General features: G+C 52.5%; 21 protein-coding genes and 1 riboswitch. Of the genes, 8 read left to right on the forward strand and 13 right to left on the reverse strand.

Annotated features, from left to right (window positions below):
• Nucleotides 1-155 precede the first annotated feature (155 nt).
• The 7 genes from acpS to gcvP form a co-directional block, all read right to left on the reverse strand.
• Nucleotides 156-533 carry a holo-ACP synthase gene (gene acpS / locus J2T37_RS07865; RefSeq protein ID WP_253355056.1) on the reverse strand — a complete coding sequence of 126 codons (378 nt, stop codon included), beginning with the start codon at nucleotides 531-533 and terminating at the stop codon, nucleotides 156-158.
• 134 nt (nucleotides 534-667) lie between these two features.
• The gene (locus tag J2T37_RS07870; RefSeq protein WP_253355057.1) at nucleotides 668-1,396 is read right to left on the reverse strand and encodes a pyridoxine 5'-phosphate synthase; all 729 of its coding nucleotides are present in this window, start codon (nucleotides 1,394-1,396) and stop codon (nucleotides 668-670) included.
• A 99-nt stretch (nucleotides 1,397-1,495) separates the two neighbouring features.
• On the reverse strand, nucleotides 1,496-2,224 hold the full coding sequence (recO, locus tag J2T37_RS07875) for a DNA repair protein RecO (protein ID WP_253355058.1): 729 nt from the start codon (nucleotides 2,222-2,224) through the stop codon (nucleotides 1,496-1,498).
• 116 nt (nucleotides 2,225-2,340) lie between these two features.
• A complete protein-coding gene (locus tag J2T37_RS07880; protein ID WP_253355059.1) occupies nucleotides 2,341-3,735 on the reverse strand; it encodes a TolC family protein in 1,395 nt (464 codons plus the stop codon).
• A gap of 147 nt (nucleotides 3,736-3,882) precedes the next feature.
• Nucleotides 3,883-5,820: a MacB family efflux pump subunit gene (locus J2T37_RS07885; RefSeq protein WP_253355060.1), complete on the reverse strand. Its 1,938-nt coding sequence runs from the start codon at nucleotides 5,818-5,820 to the stop codon at nucleotides 3,883-3,885.
• 161 nt (nucleotides 5,821-5,981) lie between these two features.
• Nucleotides 5,982-7,178, reverse strand: a complete 1,197-nt coding sequence (locus J2T37_RS07890; RefSeq protein WP_253355061.1) for an efflux RND transporter periplasmic adaptor subunit — start codon at nucleotides 7,176-7,178, stop codon at nucleotides 5,982-5,984.
• A gap of 300 nt (nucleotides 7,179-7,478) precedes the next feature.
• Nucleotides 7,479-10,325, reverse strand: a complete 2,847-nt coding sequence (gene gcvP, locus J2T37_RS07895; protein ID WP_253355062.1) for an aminomethyl-transferring glycine dehydrogenase — start codon at nucleotides 10,323-10,325, stop codon at nucleotides 7,479-7,481.
• 126 nt (nucleotides 10,326-10,451) lie between these two features.
• On the opposite strand from gcvP, the gene J2T37_RS07900 reads away from it, so the two are divergent.
• Complete coding sequence (locus tag J2T37_RS07900; protein WP_253355063.1) at nucleotides 10,452-10,811, forward strand: hypothetical protein; 360 nt, start codon at nucleotides 10,452-10,454, stop codon at nucleotides 10,809-10,811.
• 24 nt (nucleotides 10,812-10,835) lie between these two features.
• On the opposite strand, the gene J2T37_RS07905 is transcribed toward J2T37_RS07900, so the two are convergent.
• From J2T37_RS07905 to gcvT, 5 genes are all read right to left on the reverse strand, one after another.
• Nucleotides 10,836-11,384 carry a DNA-3-methyladenine glycosylase I gene (locus tag J2T37_RS07905; RefSeq protein WP_253355064.1) on the reverse strand — a complete coding sequence of 183 codons (549 nt, stop codon included), beginning with the start codon at nucleotides 11,382-11,384 and terminating at the stop codon, nucleotides 10,836-10,838.
• Entirely contained in the window at nucleotides 11,381-12,481 is a 1,101-nt protein-coding gene (locus tag J2T37_RS07910; protein ID WP_253355102.1) for an FUSC family protein, read from the reverse strand. The genes J2T37_RS07905 and J2T37_RS07910 overlap by 4 nt, the downstream gene beginning before the upstream one ends.
• A gap of 243 nt (nucleotides 12,482-12,724) precedes the next feature.
• A complete protein-coding gene (gene gcvH, locus J2T37_RS07915; protein WP_253355065.1) occupies nucleotides 12,725-13,108 on the reverse strand; it encodes a glycine cleavage system protein GcvH in 384 nt (127 codons plus the stop codon).
• A gap of 54 nt (nucleotides 13,109-13,162) precedes the next feature.
• On the reverse strand, nucleotides 13,163-13,792 hold the full coding sequence (locus J2T37_RS07920; protein ID WP_253355066.1) for a hypothetical protein: 630 nt from the start codon (nucleotides 13,790-13,792) through the stop codon (nucleotides 13,163-13,165).
• Between the two features lie 86 nt (nucleotides 13,793-13,878).
• Entirely contained in the window at nucleotides 13,879-14,979 is a 1,101-nt protein-coding gene (gene gcvT / locus J2T37_RS07925; protein WP_253355067.1) for a glycine cleavage system aminomethyltransferase GcvT, read from the reverse strand.
• A 223-nt stretch (nucleotides 14,980-15,202) separates the two neighbouring features.
• Nucleotides 15,203-15,305: riboswitch (glycine riboswitch) on the reverse strand.
• A 349-nt stretch (nucleotides 15,306-15,654) separates the two neighbouring features.
• Between gcvT and J2T37_RS07930 the strand changes: the two genes are divergently transcribed.
• From J2T37_RS07930 to J2T37_RS07960, 7 genes are all read left to right on the forward strand, one after another.
• Entirely contained in the window at nucleotides 15,655-16,137 is a 483-nt protein-coding gene (locus J2T37_RS07930; protein ID WP_253355068.1) for an Lrp/AsnC family transcriptional regulator, read from the forward strand.
• A gap of 204 nt (nucleotides 16,138-16,341) precedes the next feature.
• Entirely contained in the window at nucleotides 16,342-16,917 is a 576-nt protein-coding gene (locus J2T37_RS07935; RefSeq protein WP_253355069.1) for a DUF1415 domain-containing protein, read from the forward strand.
• Nucleotides 16,918-16,929: 12 nt separating this feature from the next.
• On the forward strand, nucleotides 16,930-17,292 hold the full coding sequence (locus tag J2T37_RS07940) for a YbaN family protein (protein ID WP_253355070.1): 363 nt from the start codon (nucleotides 16,930-16,932) through the stop codon (nucleotides 17,290-17,292).
• 358 nt (nucleotides 17,293-17,650) lie between these two features.
• On the forward strand, nucleotides 17,651-19,066 hold the full coding sequence (locus J2T37_RS07945) for a sodium:proton antiporter (RefSeq protein WP_253355071.1): 1,416 nt from the start codon (nucleotides 17,651-17,653) through the stop codon (nucleotides 19,064-19,066).
• 248 nt (nucleotides 19,067-19,314) lie between these two features.
• A complete protein-coding gene (locus tag J2T37_RS07950; RefSeq protein ID WP_253355072.1) occupies nucleotides 19,315-19,590 on the forward strand; it encodes a hypothetical protein in 276 nt (91 codons plus the stop codon).
• 58 nt (nucleotides 19,591-19,648) lie between these two features.
• A complete protein-coding gene (locus J2T37_RS07955) occupies nucleotides 19,649-19,870 on the forward strand; it encodes a hypothetical protein (protein ID WP_253355073.1) in 222 nt (73 codons plus the stop codon).
• Nucleotides 19,871-19,922: 52 nt separating this feature from the next.
• Nucleotides 19,923-20,396 carry an MBL fold metallo-hydrolase gene (locus tag J2T37_RS07960; protein WP_253355074.1) on the forward strand — a complete coding sequence of 158 codons (474 nt, stop codon included), beginning with the start codon at nucleotides 19,923-19,925 and terminating at the stop codon, nucleotides 20,394-20,396.
• Nucleotides 20,397-20,607: 211 nt separating this feature from the next.
• Here the strand turns inward: J2T37_RS07960 and J2T37_RS07965 are convergent, their stop codons facing one another.
• Nucleotides 20,608-21,432, reverse strand: coding sequence for an HlyC/CorC family transporter (locus J2T37_RS07965; protein ID WP_253355075.1), 825 nt, complete (start codon nucleotides 21,430-21,432; stop codon nucleotides 20,608-20,610).
• Nucleotides 21,433-21,446 lie beyond the last annotated feature (14 nt).

The raw sequence follows: 21,446 nt of genomic DNA on the forward strand, positions 1-21,446 counted from the left end.
TATACTACGAAACGGATATGGAGATCCAAGGGTGCATTCTGAGGCAGGCAGCCTGTTTGGTTGCTATGATATATTGATTTCAATATACAAGGGTGGGTTTTAACCCACCAAAATCATAAAATATTGGGTAAAAACCCAATACGGCCAATACGGTTTTATTTTTCCGCCACCGCAAAAGCCAATACGGTATCGTCTTCATCGCTCATGCTCAGGCTGACTTGGCGGATACCCTGCTCGCCCAACCATTTTTCCAGCGCGGGCGCGTAGAAAAATTCGGGCTTGCCCAGCTGGTCGTGGCCGATACCGATGTTGCGAAACGACACCGCGCCGCGTATGCCGGTGCCGACGGCTTTGGCAAACGCTTCTTTGGCAGCGAAATGCTTGGCCAAATAATTGACCTGATTGCCCGCCTGCGGAAACTCCAGCAGCTCTTCCGGGCTGAGAATGCGGTCGGCAAAAGCCTGACCGAATTTTTTATTCAGACGGATAATGCGTTTGAGCGACACAATGTCTGTGCCGATACCGTAAATCATGGGTTCTCCTTATGGCGGGGCGGGCAGGAGGCCGTCTGAAAAACCTTACCGCAGGTATGCGTAGCTGCGCCGCATACCCTATATCCGTTTTCAGACGGCCTGATTTTCACACTCAATCACCACAACTTGATGACTCAAGGCAGCAGACGCGCCTTAAACATCACCTCTTTCATCTGGCGGATGGCTTCCGGCAGACCCAAGAAAACTGCCTGCGCAATCAGCGCGTGGCCGATGTTTAATTCGCGAATCGCCAAAATCTGCGCAATGGGGGTAACATTGTGAATCGTCAGACCGTGGCCGGCGTTGACCACCAAGCCCAAATCGCTGGCAAAATGCGCACCGTTTTCAATACGTTGGAACTGTTTCATCCGCTCAGCATGACTGTGCGCATCGGCATAAGCGCCGGTATGCAGCTCAATCACGGGCGCGCCCACATCTTTGGCGGCCTGAATCTGATCGCCGTCGGCGTCGATAAACAGCGACACGCGGATACCGGCGTCGGTCAGGATTTTGGTGAAATGCGCCACTTTTTCCTGCTGCGCCAACACGTCCAAACCGCCTTCGGTGGTTACCTCTTGGCGTTTTTCCGGCACGATACACACGTCTTCCGGCATAACCTTGAGCGCGTTTTCCAGCATTTCTTCGGTCAGCGCCATCTCCAGATTCAGGCGCGTGCGGATGGCGCTTTTCACGGCAAACACATCTGCGTCTTTGATATGGCGGCGGTCTTCGCGCAAATGCATGGTAATCAGGTCAGCGCCGTGGATTTCCGCAATCAGCGCGGCCTCAACCGGACTGGGATACACCGTACCGCGCGCATTGCGCACGGTGGCGACGTGGTCGATATTGACACCTAAAAGCATGGCTTTTCCTTTCATTGGCTTGGGTTTTCAGACGGCCTTGTTAGAACCTGTATTCGCAAGTCTGAAAAATATGGGTTCAGTTTAGCATCCGCACACGCCCTACCCTTGAAACTGCTGAATCTGCTGCAACACCTGCCGCGATTTAATCCCCTCGGGTAGGTGGAAATCCAGCAGCAGGCGTGTGATTTTTAAGGCTTGCTGCAGGCTTTCGCCATCATTAAATTCGCCGTTGCGCAATTGGATGAGGGTTTCGCCGCTGACGGCCACTCCTTTGCCTTCTTGCTTATCGGACTGCGCCAGCGGCACCAACGCGTCTTGCGCACTCAGCCAGTATTGGGCATCGGCGGTGATTCTGTCGCCGTTAAAATCGGCGTATAAATCGGGGGCGTGACCGAGCGCGGTCAGCAGTGTCCACTCGAAACCGCGCAGGGCGGCGATGTGGTTGGGCTCGGTACAAATGCTTTCCATCACCTCCACCAGCGCGTCATACAGCGCGGGCAGCGGATCTTCGCGGGCGGTCAGTTTCAACATCAGCTCGTTGACATACAGGCCGCTGAAGAGCGCCCTGCCCTGCGGTTGCGGCCAGCCGCCCAGCCATTCGGCGCGGTGCAGCGTTTTCAATTCCTGAGAGCCGTACCACGAAGCGCTCATCGGCACAAACGGCACCAATACGCCGCGCAACTCGCTCATGCGTTTTCTCGCGCTGCGCGCCAACAGCGCCACGCGCCCGTAGCGGCGGCTGTACACTTCCAGCCACAGACTGCTCTCGCGCCACGGCGCGGAGGCAAGCAGGAAAGCGGGTTCGTGGTTGATACGGTGGCCGGTCATGGTGTGTGTGGGAAAGAAGATAAGGGGATTATAGCGGTTTATGCGGGCTTGGCATATAAATAAAAGGCCGTCTGAAAACGGACAAGTTTCAGACGGCCTAACGGCAAAAATACTTTTTACTTCGGCGTATAACGTCCCGCCATTGCTTTATACACCATGTTTTCGTATTTCAGGGTGGTATAACGCTGGCTCAAGACGTTTTGCGCGTTGCTGTATTGGGTATTGAGCGCTTCGAGCCAGTCTTTGAGCTCGTTTTTGCCGTATTCGTAGCGGATTTTGTAGTAGCGGCTGTTTTTCACGTCAAGCTGGTAGCGCTGTTCCAGATTGCGCTGCTCGGCCAGGGAATTCTGATAGGCCAGATAGTTGGTGTTGACCTCGTTCAGCGCGGTGGTCAGGGCTTCTTCAAAATCCAGTTTGGCGTTGTCATAGTTAGCGGCAGCGGTTTTGTCTTCCCATTTCAGGGTCGGCCAATCCAAGAACGGCAGACTGATGCTGGCGCTGCCGCCGATAAACGGGATATTGAACATGGTACGCGCTTTGCTGGAAGACGTGCTCAAGGTCGCACCGAGGGTTACGCTCGGGTACCAGCTGCGTTTTTGCGCGGCATAGGTTTGCAGCAGCGACTGCACGCGCAATTCGGCGGCGCGTAAGTCGGGGCGGTTGGCCAATACTGTAATCGGCACGTTCAAATCCACGCCTTTCACGGGCAGCAAGCGGTAGGTGGAAGGCTCGGCGGCGATGGCTTCGCCGGGTTTCAGGTTAAGCAGGTTGCGCAGGGTCTGCTCCAGCGTGTTGCGGCTGTCTTGCAGCGACAATAAATTGTTGCGGGCGCTCAGCAGCGATTGGTTGGCGCTGGTCACTTCGCTGGAATCCACTTTGCCGTAACGGTATTTCACCGCCACGATACGGGCGATTTCTTCGTATTCCTTGATGGATTTTTGCGTCAGCGCCATCGCTTCGTTGATGTAGGCGATGTTGAAATAGGCGTCGGCGACATTATTCACCACGGTCAGGCGGGTGTTGGCCAAGTCTTCCTGCGTGGCGCGGTATTCCCACACTTGCGCGTCGGCGGTGGCACGCAGTCTCTGCCACAAATCCAGCTCATAGCTCAAACCGAGCTGACTGCTGAAACTGTCGCTGCTGCTGCCGCCGGTTTTCAGGTTTTTCGAGGTAGAAGCACCCAGCGAACCGCTAAAGGTCGGCACCAAATCGGCGCCAAGAATGTTCGCCTGATACAGGGCTTTATTCACGCTGATGGCGGCTTGTTTCAAGTCGATATTGTTCGCCAAGGCCTGCTCTTCCAGCGCGTTGAGCTGGCTGCTTTGGTAGATTTCCCACCAGTTGCCGTTGATTTCATACTGCTCGGCGGTTTGCGCCGCGCTCATCACCGCGCCGCTGTTGTCCAGCGTGGGCACGGTGCCGACTTTGGGGTTGATGGCGCAGGCGCTTAAGGCCAGCGCAACGGAGAGGGCTAAGGCCGTCTGAAAATGCTGTTTGCTTTGCTTTTGCATGGTCGTTCTTTCTCGGGTTTTCAGACGGCCTTTGGGTCACAAAGGCCGTCTGAAAATCATCAATGCAGTGTCGGTTAACACTTTAATTTGCCCGTATAGGCAATCGGTGAGCAAGGATGCCCACCCTACGATGTTGCGTTATTCGGATTAATCCTGCGCCAGCGCGTCAATCGGATTGAGTTGAGCCGCACGGTTAGCCGGCATAAAGCCGAAGGCCACGCCGATAATGCTGGAGCACAATACCGCGCCGATAATCGACAGGGTGGAGAAGCTCATCGGGAAATCGCTGACAAAATAAGCGAATACCACACCAATCATGCCCGACAAGGCCACACCGACCAAGCCGCCGATTAGGCAGATGAGCACCGCCTCAATCAAAAATTGCTGCAAAATATTGCTCTGCCGTGCGCCAATCGCCATGCGCACACCGATTTCTTTGGTGCGCTCGGTGACCGACACCAGCATGATGTTCATCACGCCGATACCGCCGACCACCAGCGAAATCATGGCGATACAGGAAATCAAGAGCTTCATCGTACCGGTAGTCGATTCGATGGTCTGCTTGATGCTGTCACTGTTGCGCATAAAGAAGTCTTCAGTGCCGTGACGCGCAATCAAGAGCTGGGACAGGCTTTTTTGTGCCACTTGGCTATCGGCATCATCTTTGATTTTGACGATAATCGAGTTGGTGTAACTCTCGCCGGTAATCTGGTGCATAACCGTGGTATAAGGCGACCACAACATCAGGCTGTCGGAGCTGCCAAAGTTGTTGGTTTGGTCGTCCATAATGCCGATGATGGTCAGCGGGCGTTTTTTAAACAGCACCACTTTGCCCAGCGGATTGACGCCATCGCTAAAAAGCTTTTTCTGCGTGTTGCGGTCGATAATCACCACTTGCGCGTCTTCTTTGACATCACGCTCGTCAAACAAACGACCTTCGCCCAAGATCAGGCCGCGAGCGTCAAAATACTGCTCGCCCACGCCGTATAAAGTGGCGGTCAGGTCGGTATTTTTATACGTCAGCGTGGCGCTGGAGGACGTTTGCGGCGTAGCTGAGGCGACATAGCTTTGCTTGGCAATTACCTGTGCGTCATTGACAGTCAGGGTCTTAATCCTACTGGAGCGCCTGTCACCGAAGCCCTTACCCGGGAAAATGGTAATGGTATTCGTACCCATCGCATTGATGTCGGCCAAAATCTTCTCTTGCGAACCGTTACCCAAGGCCACCACCGACACCACCGAAGCGATACCGATGATAATGCCGAGCATGGTCAGCAGCGAGCGCATTTTGTGCGCCACAATCGCCTGCACCGACATTTTGAAGGCTTCCATAAATTGGTCGTAGTAAAACGACCAGGAATTGTTTTCCTTTACGCTTTCGACTTGGCTGGGCTTGATGTCGGTATTTTTGCTGTTGTCGGCAATGATTTCGCCATCACGGATTTCAATCACGCGGTTGGCGTTGGCAGCAATGCTCGGGTCGTGCGTTACCATGATGATGGTGTGGCCTTCATCATGTAGGCGGTGCAGAATCTCCATCACGTTTTTGCCGCTGGCGGTATCCAGTGCGCCGGTCGGTTCGTCCGCAAAGATGATTTCGCCGCCGTTCATCAAGGCGCGGGCGATGGACACACGCTGCTGCTGACCGCCGGAAAGCTCGCTCGGTTTGTTGTTTTCTTTACCTTCTAAGCCCAAGTCGTGCAACAGCTTGACGGCGCGTTCGGAACGCTCTTTCTCGTTCATGCCCAAATACACTGCCGGCAACGCCACATTGTCGCGGGCAGTCAGCGAACTCAACAGGTTGTAGCGTTGGAAAATAAAGCCGAAACGCTTGCGGCGCAAACCGGCCAGCTCATCGGCGTCCATTTGCGCGGTTTCGATACCGTCGATTTGATAAGAGCCGGAGGTGGCCGAATCCAAGCAGCCTAAGATATTCATCAAGGTAGATTTGCCCGAACCCGACTGGCCGATAATGGCGACGAAATCGCCCTTCTCTACCGACAGGCTGACGTTTTTCAAAACGTGTACCCGGTTTTCGCCGCTGCCGAAGTAGCGGTTGATGTTTTTACATTCGATTAAACTCATGGGGTGTTACCGTGGTGTGCGGAGAAGCCGCGTTTGGATAAAGGCCGTCTGAAATCATGCGTAGGGCAGGTCAAACCTGTCATTCTGATGTTTCCAAATGGTGGTTCATACCACCCTACTTGTTTCAGACGGCCTTTTCTAGTGAATGGCGGTATTGCCGTTTACATCGGCGGGCCGCCCATGCCGCGTTGGTTGCTGCTGCCTGCAGCTTTTTCATCCGCGCTCATTTCCGACACAATCACTTTTTCGCCTTCTTTCAGACCGCTTTTCACTTCGATGTTCATGCTGTCTTTCAGGCCGGTAGTAACTTCGCGGTGTTCAACGCGGCCGGGCTTGCCTTTTTCATCCTGCACCAATACGCGCACATAAGATTTGCCGTTTTCGGTTTTGACGGTCAGGGTCGGAATTACCAGCACATCGTTGGCGCTGTTGATTTCGATGGTGTTTTGCGTGGTCATACCGAAGGCCAGTTTGCGGTCTTCATTCGGTACCAGCGCACGCGCATAGTAGTAAATCGCGCTTTCGGTGGTGTCGGTACTGTTGTCATAGCTACCTTGCGACATGGTGGTCAGACCCGGGTCGATACTATCCAGCGTGGCGGAAATCGGTGCGTCGGATTCCGACAAGATGGTAAAGGTCAGCGATTGGCCGGGTTTCACTTTGGTAATGTCGCCTTCGGCAATCTGCATTTTGTTCAACATCACATCCAAGTTAGCCATTTGGATAATGGTCGGCGTGGTTTGGCTGGCGTTAACGGTTTGGCCTTCTTCCACCGGAATCGCCACGACAGTACCGTCCATCGGCGCAACGATATGGGTATAACCCAAGTCGGCTTCGGCGGTATTGATGGAGATTTGGGTTTGGCGGATGGAGGATTTCAGCTCTTCCACGCTGGCTTTGGCCGAAGCGTAAGTGTCTTCCGCATCTTCCAAATTGGCTTTGGAAGTCGCGTCTTCTTTCCACAAGGCTTGTTCGCGTTTGTATTTTTTATCGGCGCTCTTCAAAGCGATTTCTGCCGATACCAGTTGGGCGCGGTAGGTATCCAGCTTGGCTTTGTTGGTATTGAGCGTATTGGTTTGAGTGGTGGAATCGATTTCGGCAATCGGATCGCCTTTTTTGATTTCCTGTCCCAATTTCACATACAGCTTTTTAATCTGACCGGAAGCCTGCGAACCGACTTCCACCAAACTCGGCGAAGAAATCTCGCCAGTGGCCGATACGGTTTGGCGGATACTGGAACGCTTTACCGTTTCCGTGATGTAATTGGTTTGATCCTTGGGCTTGAAATACATCCAAGCGCCGACGGCCACTGCTGCCAATACCAGCAGCCCGATGATCCATTTGATTGTTTTAGACATAGCGGATACCTGATAAGCGGCCGCTTGGTTTTCAGACGGCCGGATGTGTCGGATAAAGAATGAAATGCAGCGATTCTACTGGAAATATGCCCTTGAGCCAAGACTTTGCCTGCGCCTTTTCCGCTTCAATCGCTTGTTTTTAAATGTATTTCGGCAAAACCATTTCCATAATATTGCACCGCATTTACATATTTCTCCATATCTGCGGCGGGTTTTACACAATAAAAAGGCCGTCTGAAAACATACGGAATCCGTATCTTTCAGACGGCCTTGGCTTATGCCTCAATTATCAGGCAGACATCAGTCTTCGTAGGCTTCCATCGGCGGGCAGCTGCACACCAGATGTTTGTCGCCGTACACATCATCCACGCGGTTGACGCTCGGCCAGAATTTGTTCTCGCGGATATACGGCAGCGGGAACACGGCTTCTTCGCGGCTGTACGGATGGCTCCATTCGGCGGCAGCGATGTTGCCTGCGGTATGCGGCGCGTTAACCAGCGGGTTGTCTTCGGCCGGCCATACGCCGTCTTGCACTTTCTGCACTTCGGCGCGGATGGCGGTCAGCGCGGCGATAAAGCGGTCGAGTTCGGCTTTGCTTTCACTTTCGGAGGGCTCGACCATCAGCGTACCAGCCACCGGGAAGGACACCGTCGGCGCGTGGAAGCCGTAGTCCATCAGGCGTTTGGCGATGTCGGTTTCGGTAATGCCGCTTTCGGCTTTGAGCGGACGCAAATCAACGATACATTCGTGCGCCACGCGGCCGTTTTTGCCGGTGTAGAGAATCGGGTACACTTCGCCCAATTTTTTAGCCACATAGTTGGCATTGAGCAATGCCCAGCGGGTGGCCGCTTCCATGCCTTTTTTGCCCATCATGGTGATGTACATCCAGGTAATCGGCAGAATGCTGGCCGAACCGAACGCAGCGGCTGAAGTCGCGCTTTGGCCTGCGCTGGCGGTGTCGATTTGGCTGAACAGATGACCCGGTGCAAACGGTGCCAAGTGCGCGGTCAAACCAATCGGACCCATGCCCGGGCCGCCGCCGCCGTGCGGAATACAGAAGGTTTTGTGCAGGTTCATGTGCAACACGTCCGCGCCCACTTCCGCCGGCTGCATAATGCCGATTTGGGCGTTGAGGTTGGCACCGTCCATATACACTTGACCGCCGTTGTCGTGGATGATTTTGCAGATGTCGCGGATGCCTTCCTCATACACGCCGTGGGTAGAAGGATAGGTAATCATCAGCGCGGCCAAAGTGTCTTTGTATTGCTCGGCTTTTGCTTTCAAATCGTCCACATTGACGTTGCCGTGTTCGTCGGTATCGACCACCACGATTTTCATGCCGACCATGGCGGCACTGGCGGGGTTGGTACCGTGGGCGGATTTCGGAATCAGGCACACGTCGCGCTCTGCCTGACCATTGGCTTCATGGTAACGGCGGATGGCGAGCATACCGCTGTATTCGCCTTGCGCACCGGAGTTCGGCTGGAAGGAAATCGCGTCAAAGCCGGTAATCGCTTTGAGTTGGTTTTCCAAATCGGTCAGCAGCTCGATATAACCGGCCACTTGGTCTTTCGGCGCATACGGATGGATGTTGGTGAATTCCGGCCAGGTAATCGGAATCATCTCGGAAGTGGCGTTCAATTTCATGGTGCAAGAGCCCAATGAAATCATGCTGCGGTTCATCGCCAAGTCGCGCTCTTCCAGTTTTTTCAGGTAGCGCAGCATTTCGTGTTCGGTGTGGTAACTGTTGAACACTTCGTGGGTCAGAATCGCGTCGCTGCGCAGCAGGCTCTCATTCAGACGGCCTTGGACATCGGCCGGAATTTCGGCGGCTTTGCCGGTAAACACGGCTACCAGTTCGGCCAACTGCTCGGGCGAAGATTCTTCACTGAAGGCTGCCGCCAATACGGTATCGCTTGCGCGCCCCAAGTTGTAGCCTTTGTCCAAAGCGCTTTGGTAAACGGCGTCAGCTTTGGCTTTATCTTGGAAATCTACTTCCACGGTATCGAAGAAAGTAGCGTGTACCACGTTCAAACCGGCGGCGGCAACGGCAAAGGCGGAAGCCAGAGCGTGAATGCGCTCGGCAATGCGTTTCACCCCTTGCGGGCCGTGGTAAACGGCATACATACCGGCCAAGTTGGCCAACAGCGCCTGCGCGGTACAGATATTGGAAGTCGCTTTTTCGCGGCGGATGTGCTGCTCGCGGGTGGAGAGCGCCATGCGCAGCGCCGGTTTGCCGGAAGCGTCTTTGGATACGCCGATGATACGACCCGGCGCAGAGCGTTTGAACTCGTCTTTAAAGGCGAAATAAGCCGCGTGCGGGCCGCCGAAGCCCATCGGCACGCCGAAACGCTGGGTGTTGCCCAAAGCGATGTCCGCGCCCAGTTCGCCCGGTGATTTCAGCAATACCAAGCTCATCACATCGGCAGCCACGGCCACAATCGCGCCTTTGGCTTTCAAAGCAGCAATCACGCCGCTCAAATCGGCGACATCGCCGTCTTTGCCGACATATTGCAGCAAAGCGCCGAAGTAATCGCCCTCTGCGGCCGTCTGAATATCGCCGACCACCAGCTCGAAGCCGAAGTATTTGGCACGGGTTTTCATTACGTCCAAAGTTTGCGGATACACGCGCTCGTCAACAAAGAATTGGTTGGATTTAACTTTGCCCACGCGTTTGGCCATCGCCATCGCTTCGGCGGCGGCAGTAGCCTCATCCAACAAAGACGCGCCCGCTACCGGCAGGCCGGTCAGGTCGATACACACTTGTTGGAAGTTCAACAAGGCTTGCAGACGGCCTTGCGCGATTTCGGCCTGATACGGGGTATAGGCGGTGTACCAGCCCGGATTTTCCAATACGTTGCGTTGGATCACAGTCGGCATACGGGTTGGATAATAGCCCAAACCGATATAGGATTTATTAACCTTGTTTTTACTGGCGATGGCTTTGAGCGCAGCCAGCGCATCGGCCTCTGTCAGGGCTTCCGGCAAATCCAACTCGCCCGGCATACGGATACCCTGCGGCACGGTATTGGCCACAAATGAATCCATATCTTTTTCGCCCAAAGCTGCCAACAATGCGGCTTCGTCACCAAAGCTGATGTGACGCGGCGCAAATTCGTTGGGATCGAATAATTCGTTTAGTTTCATTGCTTTTTTCCTTTTGAAAGAGGCCGTCTGAAAACCGCACGGCCAGTCGGTTTAGTGGTCAGATTTGCAGGAATGACAAACCTGAGTTAGGTTATCCTGTCTTTTCTCTTTTGATGGAATCACCTCATGCCAAACACCCCGGCTCCGCAAGGCGTTATCGGCCCGCATGAAGGACGCGAATTGGCGCTGATGTTGTCCGGCAGCAAGCATGTCGCTTTATTTGACAGCCTGCCTGCCGACTTTGCGCCCTATCTGCAACAAGGAAAATTCCATGCGCTCGAAGTGCCGTTTCCAAAATTCGGCTTTACCGGCATGATTATTTTTTGCCCTAAATCCCGCCAACAGGCCGAACGCCTGAAATCGCTGCTGCTGGATTCTGTCGGGCGCGGTTTTGTCGTGGAAACCGAACGCGAAATCGGGCGGATTTTAGGTTACACAGAAGCGGATATCGAAACCTATCTGCGCCATATCACCAGAAAACGGTAAACCTTTGGATTGCCAAACCTTTTGTTATTCTTTTCTTACCGACTCTAAGACCGTCTGAATTTTTGCCCAAACCGGACAATCCTCATCATGCGCGCCGTCCAGATAACCCGTGCTCATTAAAAATTCGCCGACAATCTCGCCGCCGACAAATTTAAACTGCCTTTTAAACAGCTTCACCCAAGCGGCTTTGTCTTGCAGATGGTGGCTGTCGAGCCAATTTTTAAACGAACCGTATTCTCGCTGTATCGCCAGAATCTGCTGCGCGTTGTAGATGGCGGCATTGATTTTCAAGCGGTTGCGCACGATACCCGCGTCTTGCAGCAGGCGTTCGCGGTCGTTGTCGTCAAAAGCGGCGACGGTGGCGATGTCAAACCCTTTAAAGGCCGTCTGAAAAGCTGCCTGTTTCTTTAAAATAATCGTCCAGCTCAAACCGGCCTGATTGATTTCCAACACCAGCCGTTCGAATAATTCGTTATCGCCCGCTACCGGAAAGCCGTACACATGGTCGTGGTAATGCTTGTTGGGGTTGTCGGTATCGGCGGACAGTTCGGCGGCAAAACGGCAGTAGCTCACAGTCGGCGCCCTCTAAGGTAAATACGCAACACCACCCGCGCCAATCCGTCACGCAAACCGCTAAAGTGCAGACACAAACCGCTCAACAAGCCGAAAATGCAGCCTAAAAAGGTATCCCAAAACCGCGACTGAACCAACATAGTGGCCGTTTCTTTGGTCAGGCTGCCACCGCTGCCCGCCTCTGCCAGGAAAATCGTCAGCGGAGTGATGAATACGACTGCCGCCGCATAGTGGCGCACCACCAAAATTTCAATGATAAAGTTCAAGCACATTATCAGCAGGCATACCACCCAGCCGTGCGGGTGCAGCGACAACATCAGCCAAGCCAAGCCCAAGCCTGCGCCGGTACCGAGGACGCGGTGCGCCAGCTTGTTCCACACGGCGCGGAAGGTAATGCCCTGCGTTACCGCCACACAAGCCACCGGCACCCAATACGGCCGCTGCATACCCAATGCCTGCGCTGCTTGCAGCGACAAGCCGACCATCACGCCGATAATCAGCGCATCCACCACCACCAGCTTCAAATCGCGTACCGGCTCGGGCAGGCGCTTGATTTCCATGCCGCGCCACAAGACAAACAGGCTGTACACAAAGCCGATGATACAGGCGCCGAGTCCGCCCAAAAACATCACGCCGACCAGCATCGGAATATCGGCAGGCTCATGCGGCACGAATGCAGCAATCATGGCGGCCATCAGGCAGAAGGTGCTGCCCGGCGGGGCAATTTTGAAATAGCGGCACAACATCGTGACCAAAATGGTCAGCACGGTAATCGCCGTGACCAGCAGCGTGGGCGAGTGGTGCACCACCAGACCGACAAAGAAACTGGCCGTCATCACGGTGGTCACGCACAATAGCAACACCATGCGCACAATCATGCGCGTGGGCGGCATATACAGAAAACCCATACCTCCCAAGCTGGCAATCAGGCCGTATTCCAAATGGCCGAAATACAGGGCGACAAACAAGGGCAGGCCGGAGGCCAACGCTGCGGCAAAAGGCAAATGCCACGGGCGGTCGTGATGGTTGATTCGGGTCAGCTCTTTTACTTCGCGCCATACGGTAATGGCAGTATGCTTGATAAAGCGCAGTTTCATGTTCACTGTTATCCTGAGAAAATCTCTGATGGCAGCGAAATTAATAATAAAACGGGTATGGTTGAATATACGGGAATACCCACGGTTTGATGCCGTACCGGTTTATTAGTAATTTCACTTCTTATTATTATCTTGATTAAAAAGGCCGTCTGAAGCAATGCCGGAACAGGTTGTACATCCTTCCCTAACACCGTTCAGACGGCCTGTCCTTACCCTGCCCGCAAAACGCAGGCAGGTATCGGATTATTCCACTTCTTTGGCGTATTCTTCGGCGCTCAGCAAACCGTCCAAATCGGCAGGATTGGCCGGTTTGATTTTAAAGAACCAGCCTTCGCCGTAAGGATCGCTGTTGACGGTTTCCGGCGCGTCGCTCAAGCCTTCGTTGACGGCAACCACTTCACCGGCAATCGGCGCATACACATCGGAAGCGGCTTTTACGGATTCCACCGCACCGGATTGCTCTTCGGCAGCCAAGCTTGTACCGACTTCCGGCAGCTCGACGAATACGATGTCGCCCAGCAATTCTTGCGCGTGGAAGGTAATACCTACGGTAACGCTACCGTCTGCTTCAGGACGCAGCCATTCGTGGCTGGCAACATATTTCAGATCTGCAGGGATATTGCTCATGGTGTGTTCTCCTGTTGGATGGATAAAGAAATAGATTTCGGATAGTCTTTTGCCTTAGGAACAAATCCCACGGGCAATCAGCTCTTCCAAGCGGGCATAATGAATAGCAGTCATATTGACCTTATCCTGCTCCAGCTTTTGCTTCATTTCAACCGACAATTTAGGCACAGCAGCATAATCCAGCTCAGCTGTATCTACTTTGCTTTTGCCTTTTGTTGCAGCGATATTACCAGTACTTTTGAAAACAATCCGATTGCGCGACGCATCGTACATATTATCGGCAATCGCAACTCGTACACCGTTGCCCCGATAATCACTACAAACATTTTTTGTGGCACTTACTCGGTTAACTTCTACCGTACCGGCGTATTTACTGAAAGTATAGAGAGTAAAGCCTTTTACGGCAGCCAAAGATTTTAAATTAGTGGCACTACTTATACCCTTATCATTGCGGATTGCAATAGTCAAATCGCTATTCATACGGACAATATCCAACGAATATTCACCGCTGATAATTACCTCACCTGCGATTTTGCTATTACTACCCACAAGCTTCATAAAGGTTGCCGTTTGCACTTTACCTTCCGTATCTGTAAATGGCAAAGGCTTAGGTTCACTACTGAGTGTACCGCAAGCAGCCAAAGTCAATACGGAAAGCGGTAATGCCAATTTGGATAAGAACATGATTATACCCTTATTAGAAAGATTGAATAAAAGTCCTACTTTTCAGACGGCCTTGCTTTCATTAGGCCGTCTGAAAACGGGGTAAATCAATCAAACTGTTTTTGGCCGTTGCGTACAAACGGCAGTTTCAATACGCGCACATCCACTTCTTTGCCGCGAATCACGACTTTGGCGGTATCGCCCTCAAAAGCTTTCGGCACACGGGCAATGGCGATGGATTGTTTCAGACTCGGCGAGAACACGCCGCTGGTGGTAATGCCTTTGCCTTGGTCGGTAATGACTTCCATGTGCGAACGCAACACGCCGCCTTTGTCCAGCAGCAGGCCGACTTGTTTGACGGTCACGCCTTTTTCTTTCAGCGCCAGCACTGCGGCTTTACCGACGAAATCGCGGCTTTCGTCTTTTAGATCGACCGTCCAACCCATACCGGCTTCCAGCGGGCTGGTATCATCATCCATATCATTGCCGTAGAGGTTCATACCGGCTTCCATGCGCAGGGTATCGCGCGCACCCAAGCCGCAAGGCTGTACGCCTGCCGCTTGCAATGCTCTGAAGAAGGCATCGGCTTCACCCGCCGGCATAACCACTTCCACGCCGTCTTCACCGGTATAGCCGGTGCGGGCAACAAACCAGTCACCGCCCATGTCTGCGCCTTGGAACGGTTTTAAAGCGTTGACGGTTTCCGCCCATTCGGGTTTCACGGTCAGTAATTTTTCCACGGCTTTCGGGCCTTGTACGGCCAACATGGCCACATCGGAGCGCGGGGTCAGGGTCACGCCGAATTCTGCGCCAACTTTGGCAAATTGGGCGGAGTCTTTCTCACGGGTCGCGCCGTTGGAAACAATACGGTATTGGGTGGCGTCTTCATTCATCAGATAGACGATTAAGTCGTCAATCACGCCGCCGTTGTCGTTGAGCATGGCCGAATACAGGGCTTTGCCGGCGAAAGACAATTTGGCTACATCGTTAGCCAGAAGTTTGCGGAAGAAGGCTTTGGCATTGGCGCCGCTGACATCGGTCACCAGCATATGAGATACGTCGAACATACCGGCATCGGTGCGCACGGCTTCGTGTTCGGTGATTTGCGAACCATAATTAACAGGAAGTTCCCAGCCGGCAAAATCAACCAGCTTACCGCCTGCGTCTTTATGGGCTTGAAGGAAAGGGGTAGTTTTTAGAGCAGTCATAGAAGGTCTCCGGATTTTTATGCTGATACAGTGTCATCTGCCTACTGGAGGAGAATGACCCTATCTGTCCTTGAACCTGAGATTTTCGGCCAACCCCGCTTTTTGGTGCAAACCGCGTAATCTGCTCATTACCGGCTGCGGCGGTTGGTCTGAATGGTGGTTCAGACGGCCTTCTCCCCTTCGGTGGGCGCATTTTGCAATACGCCGCTCTCCAGATGTTTACTACCAGTGTGCAGTCTTGGATACCTGAGCGATTTAAGGGCATCTGCGCCTTCGGTGGTTAGGCCGGACTGTAATCCGGTGTAACACTCTCCTGCACACACATCCCGATTATGGACTGAACCTTTGTTTTCATCAAGAGGCGTTTTTATCAATTTAACACAATCTATCAAAAATAATTTTTCAATAAATTTGAAAAATTAATCTTGCGCAAAAACGGATTCTTGACACAGATTATTTTTTAATTTTAAATTTTGCCGCACTATTGTATGTTAAGTTTATTTAGCATAATATAGTCATACAGAGGAAATCATCCTGCAACCGCAAATTTATTCGTATCTTAACGGCGTCAAGATGGTTTTCCCGACCGGTTTTCCGGCCGCAAATCGAATACGGTCGGTTACACAGCCGATTTCAGGCTTGTTTATTGCGTACATCTTGCAAAGGGAGTGGTTTATGGCGCAAATTACTTTGGATAAAACCGATCTTAAAATTCTGCAGGTATTACAGGAAAACGGCCGTTTGACCAATGTCGAGCTGTCTGAGCGGGTGGCTTTGTCGCCCTCTCCCTGCCTGCGCCGTCTGAAACAGCTGGAAGACACGGGTATTATCCGCCAATATGCCGCGCTGCTGTCTCCGGTGGCGGTCGAATTGGGTTTGCAGGCCTTTATCCGCGTTTCCATCAGCAAAGCCAAAGACGCGCGGGAAGACTTTTCCAACGCGGTGCAAACTTGGCCGGAAGTTTTAAGCTGCTTCGCACTGACCGGCGAAACCGATTACCTGCTGCATGCGTTTTTTACCGATATGAACGCCTTTTCGCATTTTGTATTAGATACGCTGCTGTCGCACCACGGCGTGCAAGACGCGCAATCGAGCTTTGTATTGAAAGAGATTAAAAATACAACTGCCCTGCCGCTGGGACATTTGCAGCAGGATTAAACCCAACCGCAGAAATAAACAGAGAGCAGAAATAAACAGAGAAATAATATATGTAAGCACCGCTGTTTGGCGGTGCTTTTTTACCGCCGGATAAAAACAATAAGGTTATTCTGCATTTTAGCTGCGCTGAAACTTCGTTTTCAGACGGCCTGAATCTTTGCTATACTTGATGAGAATAACTCTTAAATAAAAAGACAAACCGCCATGACCCCACCCGACACCGCTACCGTTACCCGACATACCCGCGAATGGTTGGAAAAAGCCGTTATCGGCCTCAACCTCTGCCCGTTTGCCAAAGCCCCTTATGTGAAAAACCTCGTGCGCATCCGCGTCAGCGAAGCCAAACACCTCGACGGCTTTTTAGAAGACCTCGACAGCGAGCTGCAATTATTGGGCGAGACCCCGACCGACGAATTGGAAACCACGCTGCTGGTTTACCCGACGCTGTTCGGCGATTTCTTCCTGTTTAACGACATGCTGGATATTGCCGACCAAGCCATTGCCGACAACGGTTTGGAGGGTATCATCCAAATCGCCCCTTTCCATCCCGATTTTCAGTTTGAAAATACCCAATCCGACGACATCAGCAATTACACCAACCGATCCCCCTATCCGACCCTGCACCTGATTCGCGAAGACAGCATTGCCAAAGCCGCCGCCGCGTTCCCCGATGCGTCGGACATTTTCGACCGCAACATCGCGCTGCTGGAAAAAATGGGGCAGGAAGGTTGGGACAAGCTGGAGATTCCGCGTTGCCCGTTTCCCCATCATGAAAAATAAAAGCCGCACACCATGATTACCCGCTATTTTTTTTGGACTTGCGGCGCTGTTTCGCTCCTCTTGGGCATTATCGGCATTTTTCTGCCGGTATTGCCGACCACGCCGTTTGTTTTGCTGACCGCCGCGTGCTGGGCAAAAGCCTCGCCGCGCTTTCATCATTGGCTCTACCACCACCGTTATTTCGGGTCGATGGTGCAAAATTGGGAGCAACACCGCGCCGTGCCGCGTAAAGCAAAAATTTTGGCCGTCAGCATGATGACTTTGTCCTGCCTGTTTCTATTTTGGCACTTCCCCGATCGCTGGTATGTCGGCGCTTTATCCACCGTATTCTGCGGCTGCGTTGCCGTTTGGATGATACGCCTACCCGAAGCCTAATTGTTTAATCCGCACCAAAGGCCGTCTGAAATATACGGTTTCAGACGGCCTTTGGCATAAGCGGAATCTTTTTTTACGTTTTCCAAGCGTATTGATGTTTTGATACCCATTTGCATGTAAATCACTCTTCCCAATCGGATTTATTGGGAAATCATCCGCCTAGACCACGCCTATCCCGATGATTTGACGGAAACAAGATGTAAAATCCATGCCGTTTTACTGGAATCCTGCCTGCTTTTCCTTTACAATCGTAAACTTAGTTGTTATACCAAATAGAGTTGGGTTGTCATATCACTTGCGCAGTGTCGTGCGTTTTTCAGACGGCTTCGATTGTTCACGATAAGAAAAAAGGAAACATATGCGTCCGCTATCCCTCCTTCCCCTACTGTTCGCCCCCGCGCTGGCGCAGGCTGCCGAATTAAACGGTGCCACACTCAGCCTGGCTTGGGGCATTCCCTTTGTCTTGGTACTGCTCTCCATCGCGCTCGGCCCGATTTTAGTGCCGAACATCTGGCATCACCATTTCGGCAAAATTACCATTCTTTGGACTTTGGTCTTCCTGATTCCGTTTGCTGTGACCTTCGGCAGCGGCGCGGCGTTCCATACCGTCGTGCATGCGCTGGTCGGCGAGTATATTCCGTTTATCCTGCTACTCTTGGCACTGTTTGCCATTTCCGGCGGCATTCTGATTGAAGGCAACCTGCACGGTTCGGCCAAGCTCAACACCTTGCTGCTGTTTATCGGCACAGCGCTGGCTTCCGTGATGGGCACGACCGGCGCGGCCATGCTGATGATTCGTCCAATTTTGAGAGCCAACGACAACCGTAAACATAAAGTACACGTCGTCGTGTTCTTTATCTTCTTGGTCGCCAATATAGGCGGCGGTCTGACTCCGCTGGGCGATCCGCCGCTTTTCCTCGGTTTTTTAAAAGGCGTGGACTTTATGTGGACAGTACAGTATATGCTGCTGCCCGTTGCCATCAGCGTCATTATCCTGCTGGCTGTGTTTTATATTCTCGACAGCATGTTGTTCAAACGTGAAGACGAAATAGAACAAAACGACCCCACGCCCGACAGTAAACTGCGTATCCGTGGCAAATTCAACTTTATCCTGCTGTTTTGCGTGGTTGCGGCCGTGTTGATGTCCGGCATTTGGGAGGCCGACCATCCGGGCTTTGATATTTTCGGCAGCCACTATGCCCTGCCGAACTTGGTGCGCGACATCATCTTTATTGCCTTAACCGCTATTTCGCTGATTTTCACGCCGAAATCCGTGCGCGAAGGCAACGAATTTAATTTCGGCCCGATTATCGAAGTGGCCAAATTGTTCCTCGGCATTTTCATCACCATTGCGCCCGTATTGGCGATTTTACAGGCCGGCGAAGCCGGTGCGCTGGGTGGCGTGGTGTCTATGGTACACGACGAAGCAGGCAACCCCATCAACGCCATGTATTTCTGGATGAGCGGCACATTATCCGCCTTCTTGGATAATGCCCCGACTTATCTGGTGTTCTTCAACATGGCCGGCGGCGATCCGCAAGCCTTGATGACCGGCTCGCTGTTCCATACCCTACTGGCTGTGTCGATGGGTTCCGTATTTATGGGCGCCGTAACCTATATCGGCAATGCGCCTAACTTTATGGTAAAAGCCATCGCCGAACAACGCGGCGTAAAAATGCCGAGCTTCTTCGGCTACATGGCTTGGTCGGTCGGTATCCTGATTCCGCTGTTTATCCTGCTGACCTTTATCTTCTTTGTGTGGCAGATTTTCTAATCCGTCCCGATACAAATGCAAATGCCGTCTGAAAATTTTTCAGACGGCATTTTTGGTATCTGCTCATCCCTAAGCCCTACACAATATACAAGTCAACATTTTGAATATCAGGCCGTCTGAAAAAGTTTTGCACCATTCAGACGGCCTTATTGTTCCAGTTCCCACAATACACTATTGCCAACACAAAAATATTCCTGCCAAACCGTACCTGCTATAATTTTTCCATTTGAATATTTCGATTACTGTCCATGCTGATTTTAAAAATCCTCAAATGGTTGCTGATTATCTTATTGATTTTAGCCGCAGCCATTGCCCTGTTTGTCAACTTCCATCCCGTGTTTGGCGGCAAACCCGATGCGGCAAGTTTGGCGAGAATCAAAGCCTCGCCGAATTTCAACGGCGAAGCGTTTGTCAATCCCGAGCCGACCGTATTGGATACCTCCGAACAGGGGCAGACATTTCCTCTGTTTTTGTGGCTGGAAAACATCGCCGGGCAAAAATCCGGCCTCGCCGCTGCCGTCTGAAAAGCTCAAAGCCGAAACCATGCAAAACGGCGATTTCGCCTAGCTGGGGCATTCCACCGTGGTATTTAAAACCGACGGCAAATTGTTTGTCACCGACCCCGTGTTTTACCGCGCCACGCCGCTACCTTTCGGCGGCGCGCCGTTTGCCCAGCAAAACCCGACCACCACCGCCGATTTGCCACCCATCGACGCCGTTATCCTAATTACGAACATCTCGACTACCGCGCCATCAAAGAGCTGGACGGAAAAGTCGGCCGCTATTTCGTACCGCTGGGCGTAAAAGCCCACCTGCAACGCTGGGGCGTGGCTGACAACAAAATCACCGAATTGGATTGGCACGAATCGGCCGATTTGGGCAAAGTCAAGCTGACCCTGCCCCCCCCGGCCGCCACTTTTCCGGCCGCAGCCTGCAACGTGCGCAAACGCTGTGGGGTTCGTATGTCATCCAATCTCCTGATTTCAAACTGTTTTTCAACGGCGACAGCGGCTACGGCAAACACCACGCCGAAATCGGCAAACGCTACGGCTCGTTTGACTTCGCCCTGATGGAAAACGGCGCGTACAACAAAGACTGGGCGCAAATCCATATGCAGCCGGAGCAGTCGGTACAAGCCGCCCTCGATGTCGGCGCCAAAGCTGCCATGCCGATACATTGGGCGAAATTCGATTTGTCGTTCCATCCGTGGAAAGAACCGATTGAACGCTTCGTGCCCGCTGCTGCCGCCAAAAATCTGCCGCTGGCTACGCCGAAAATCGGGCAGGTGTTCCATTTGGACATCAATGCCCTGCCGCAGGAAAAATGGTGAGAGAGCGTGAAATAATCCGCCATTAAAAATGCCGTCTGAAAACTGATGTTTTCAGACGGCATTGCTTATGCTATCTCAATCTATAGTAGAATCATCAAAAAAACAAACTGAGTAGTTGGGATGAAATCCCAACGAAAATACGGACATATGTTGGGTTTACAACCCAACCTACACGGGGCTTATGGTTTGGTTTTTAGGTAATTTGACTATATTACTTCACCCGTACCGCCATCAGTGTATGCAAACGGCGGTTGTCGGCGCGGGCGACGGTAAATTGCAACGGCCCAATGACCACTTTTTCGCCACGTACCGGCAGATGACCCAGCTCCTGAATCACCAAGCCGCCGACGGTATCGACTTCTTCGTTGCTGTAATCCGTGCCGAAAAATTCGTTGATGTCTTTGATTTCGGTGGTGGCATTAATGCGCCAGCGTTCGGCGGACACGGCGAAGATGTTGTCATCGCTTTCGTCTTCGTCAAATTCATCGTCGATGTCGCCGACAATTTGCTCGATGATGTCTTCAAAGGTAATCAGGCCGGACACGCCACCGTATTCATCGACCACAATCGCCATGTGGTTGCGCTGTTCGCGAAACTCTTTCAATAATGAATTTAATGACTTGCCTTCCGGCACAAACGCCGCCGGACGCAATACCGACTGCAGGGAAAACTGTTCCGGCGCGAGAATATATTTGAGCAGGTCTTTGGCGTGCAAAACGCCCAACACTTCGTCTTTGTCTTCACCGATGACGGGGAAACGCGAATGCGCGGTTTCGACGCTGTACGCCACAATCCGCTCCAAGCTGTCGTTTTCTTTAACCACGTTCATCTGGCTGCGCGTCACCATTGCGTCGCGCACTTCCAACTCGGCAAAATCCAATACTTTTTCCAAGCGCAGCAGGGTATCGGCGTCAAAAACTTCCTGCTCGTGCGCCTGCCGCAACAGGCTGAGTACGTCTTCGGCGGAATCGGGTTCGCCCGCCAAACGGGAAATCAGGCGCTCAAAAAATTTCGGTTTCGACTGCGTGTCGTCCATTTTGGTTTATGTCC

This window comes from Neisseria perflava, from assembly GCF_024170405.1.
In the GTDB taxonomy this organism is placed as follows: Bacteria; Pseudomonadota; Gammaproteobacteria; order Burkholderiales; family Neisseriaceae; genus Neisseria; species Neisseria perflava_B.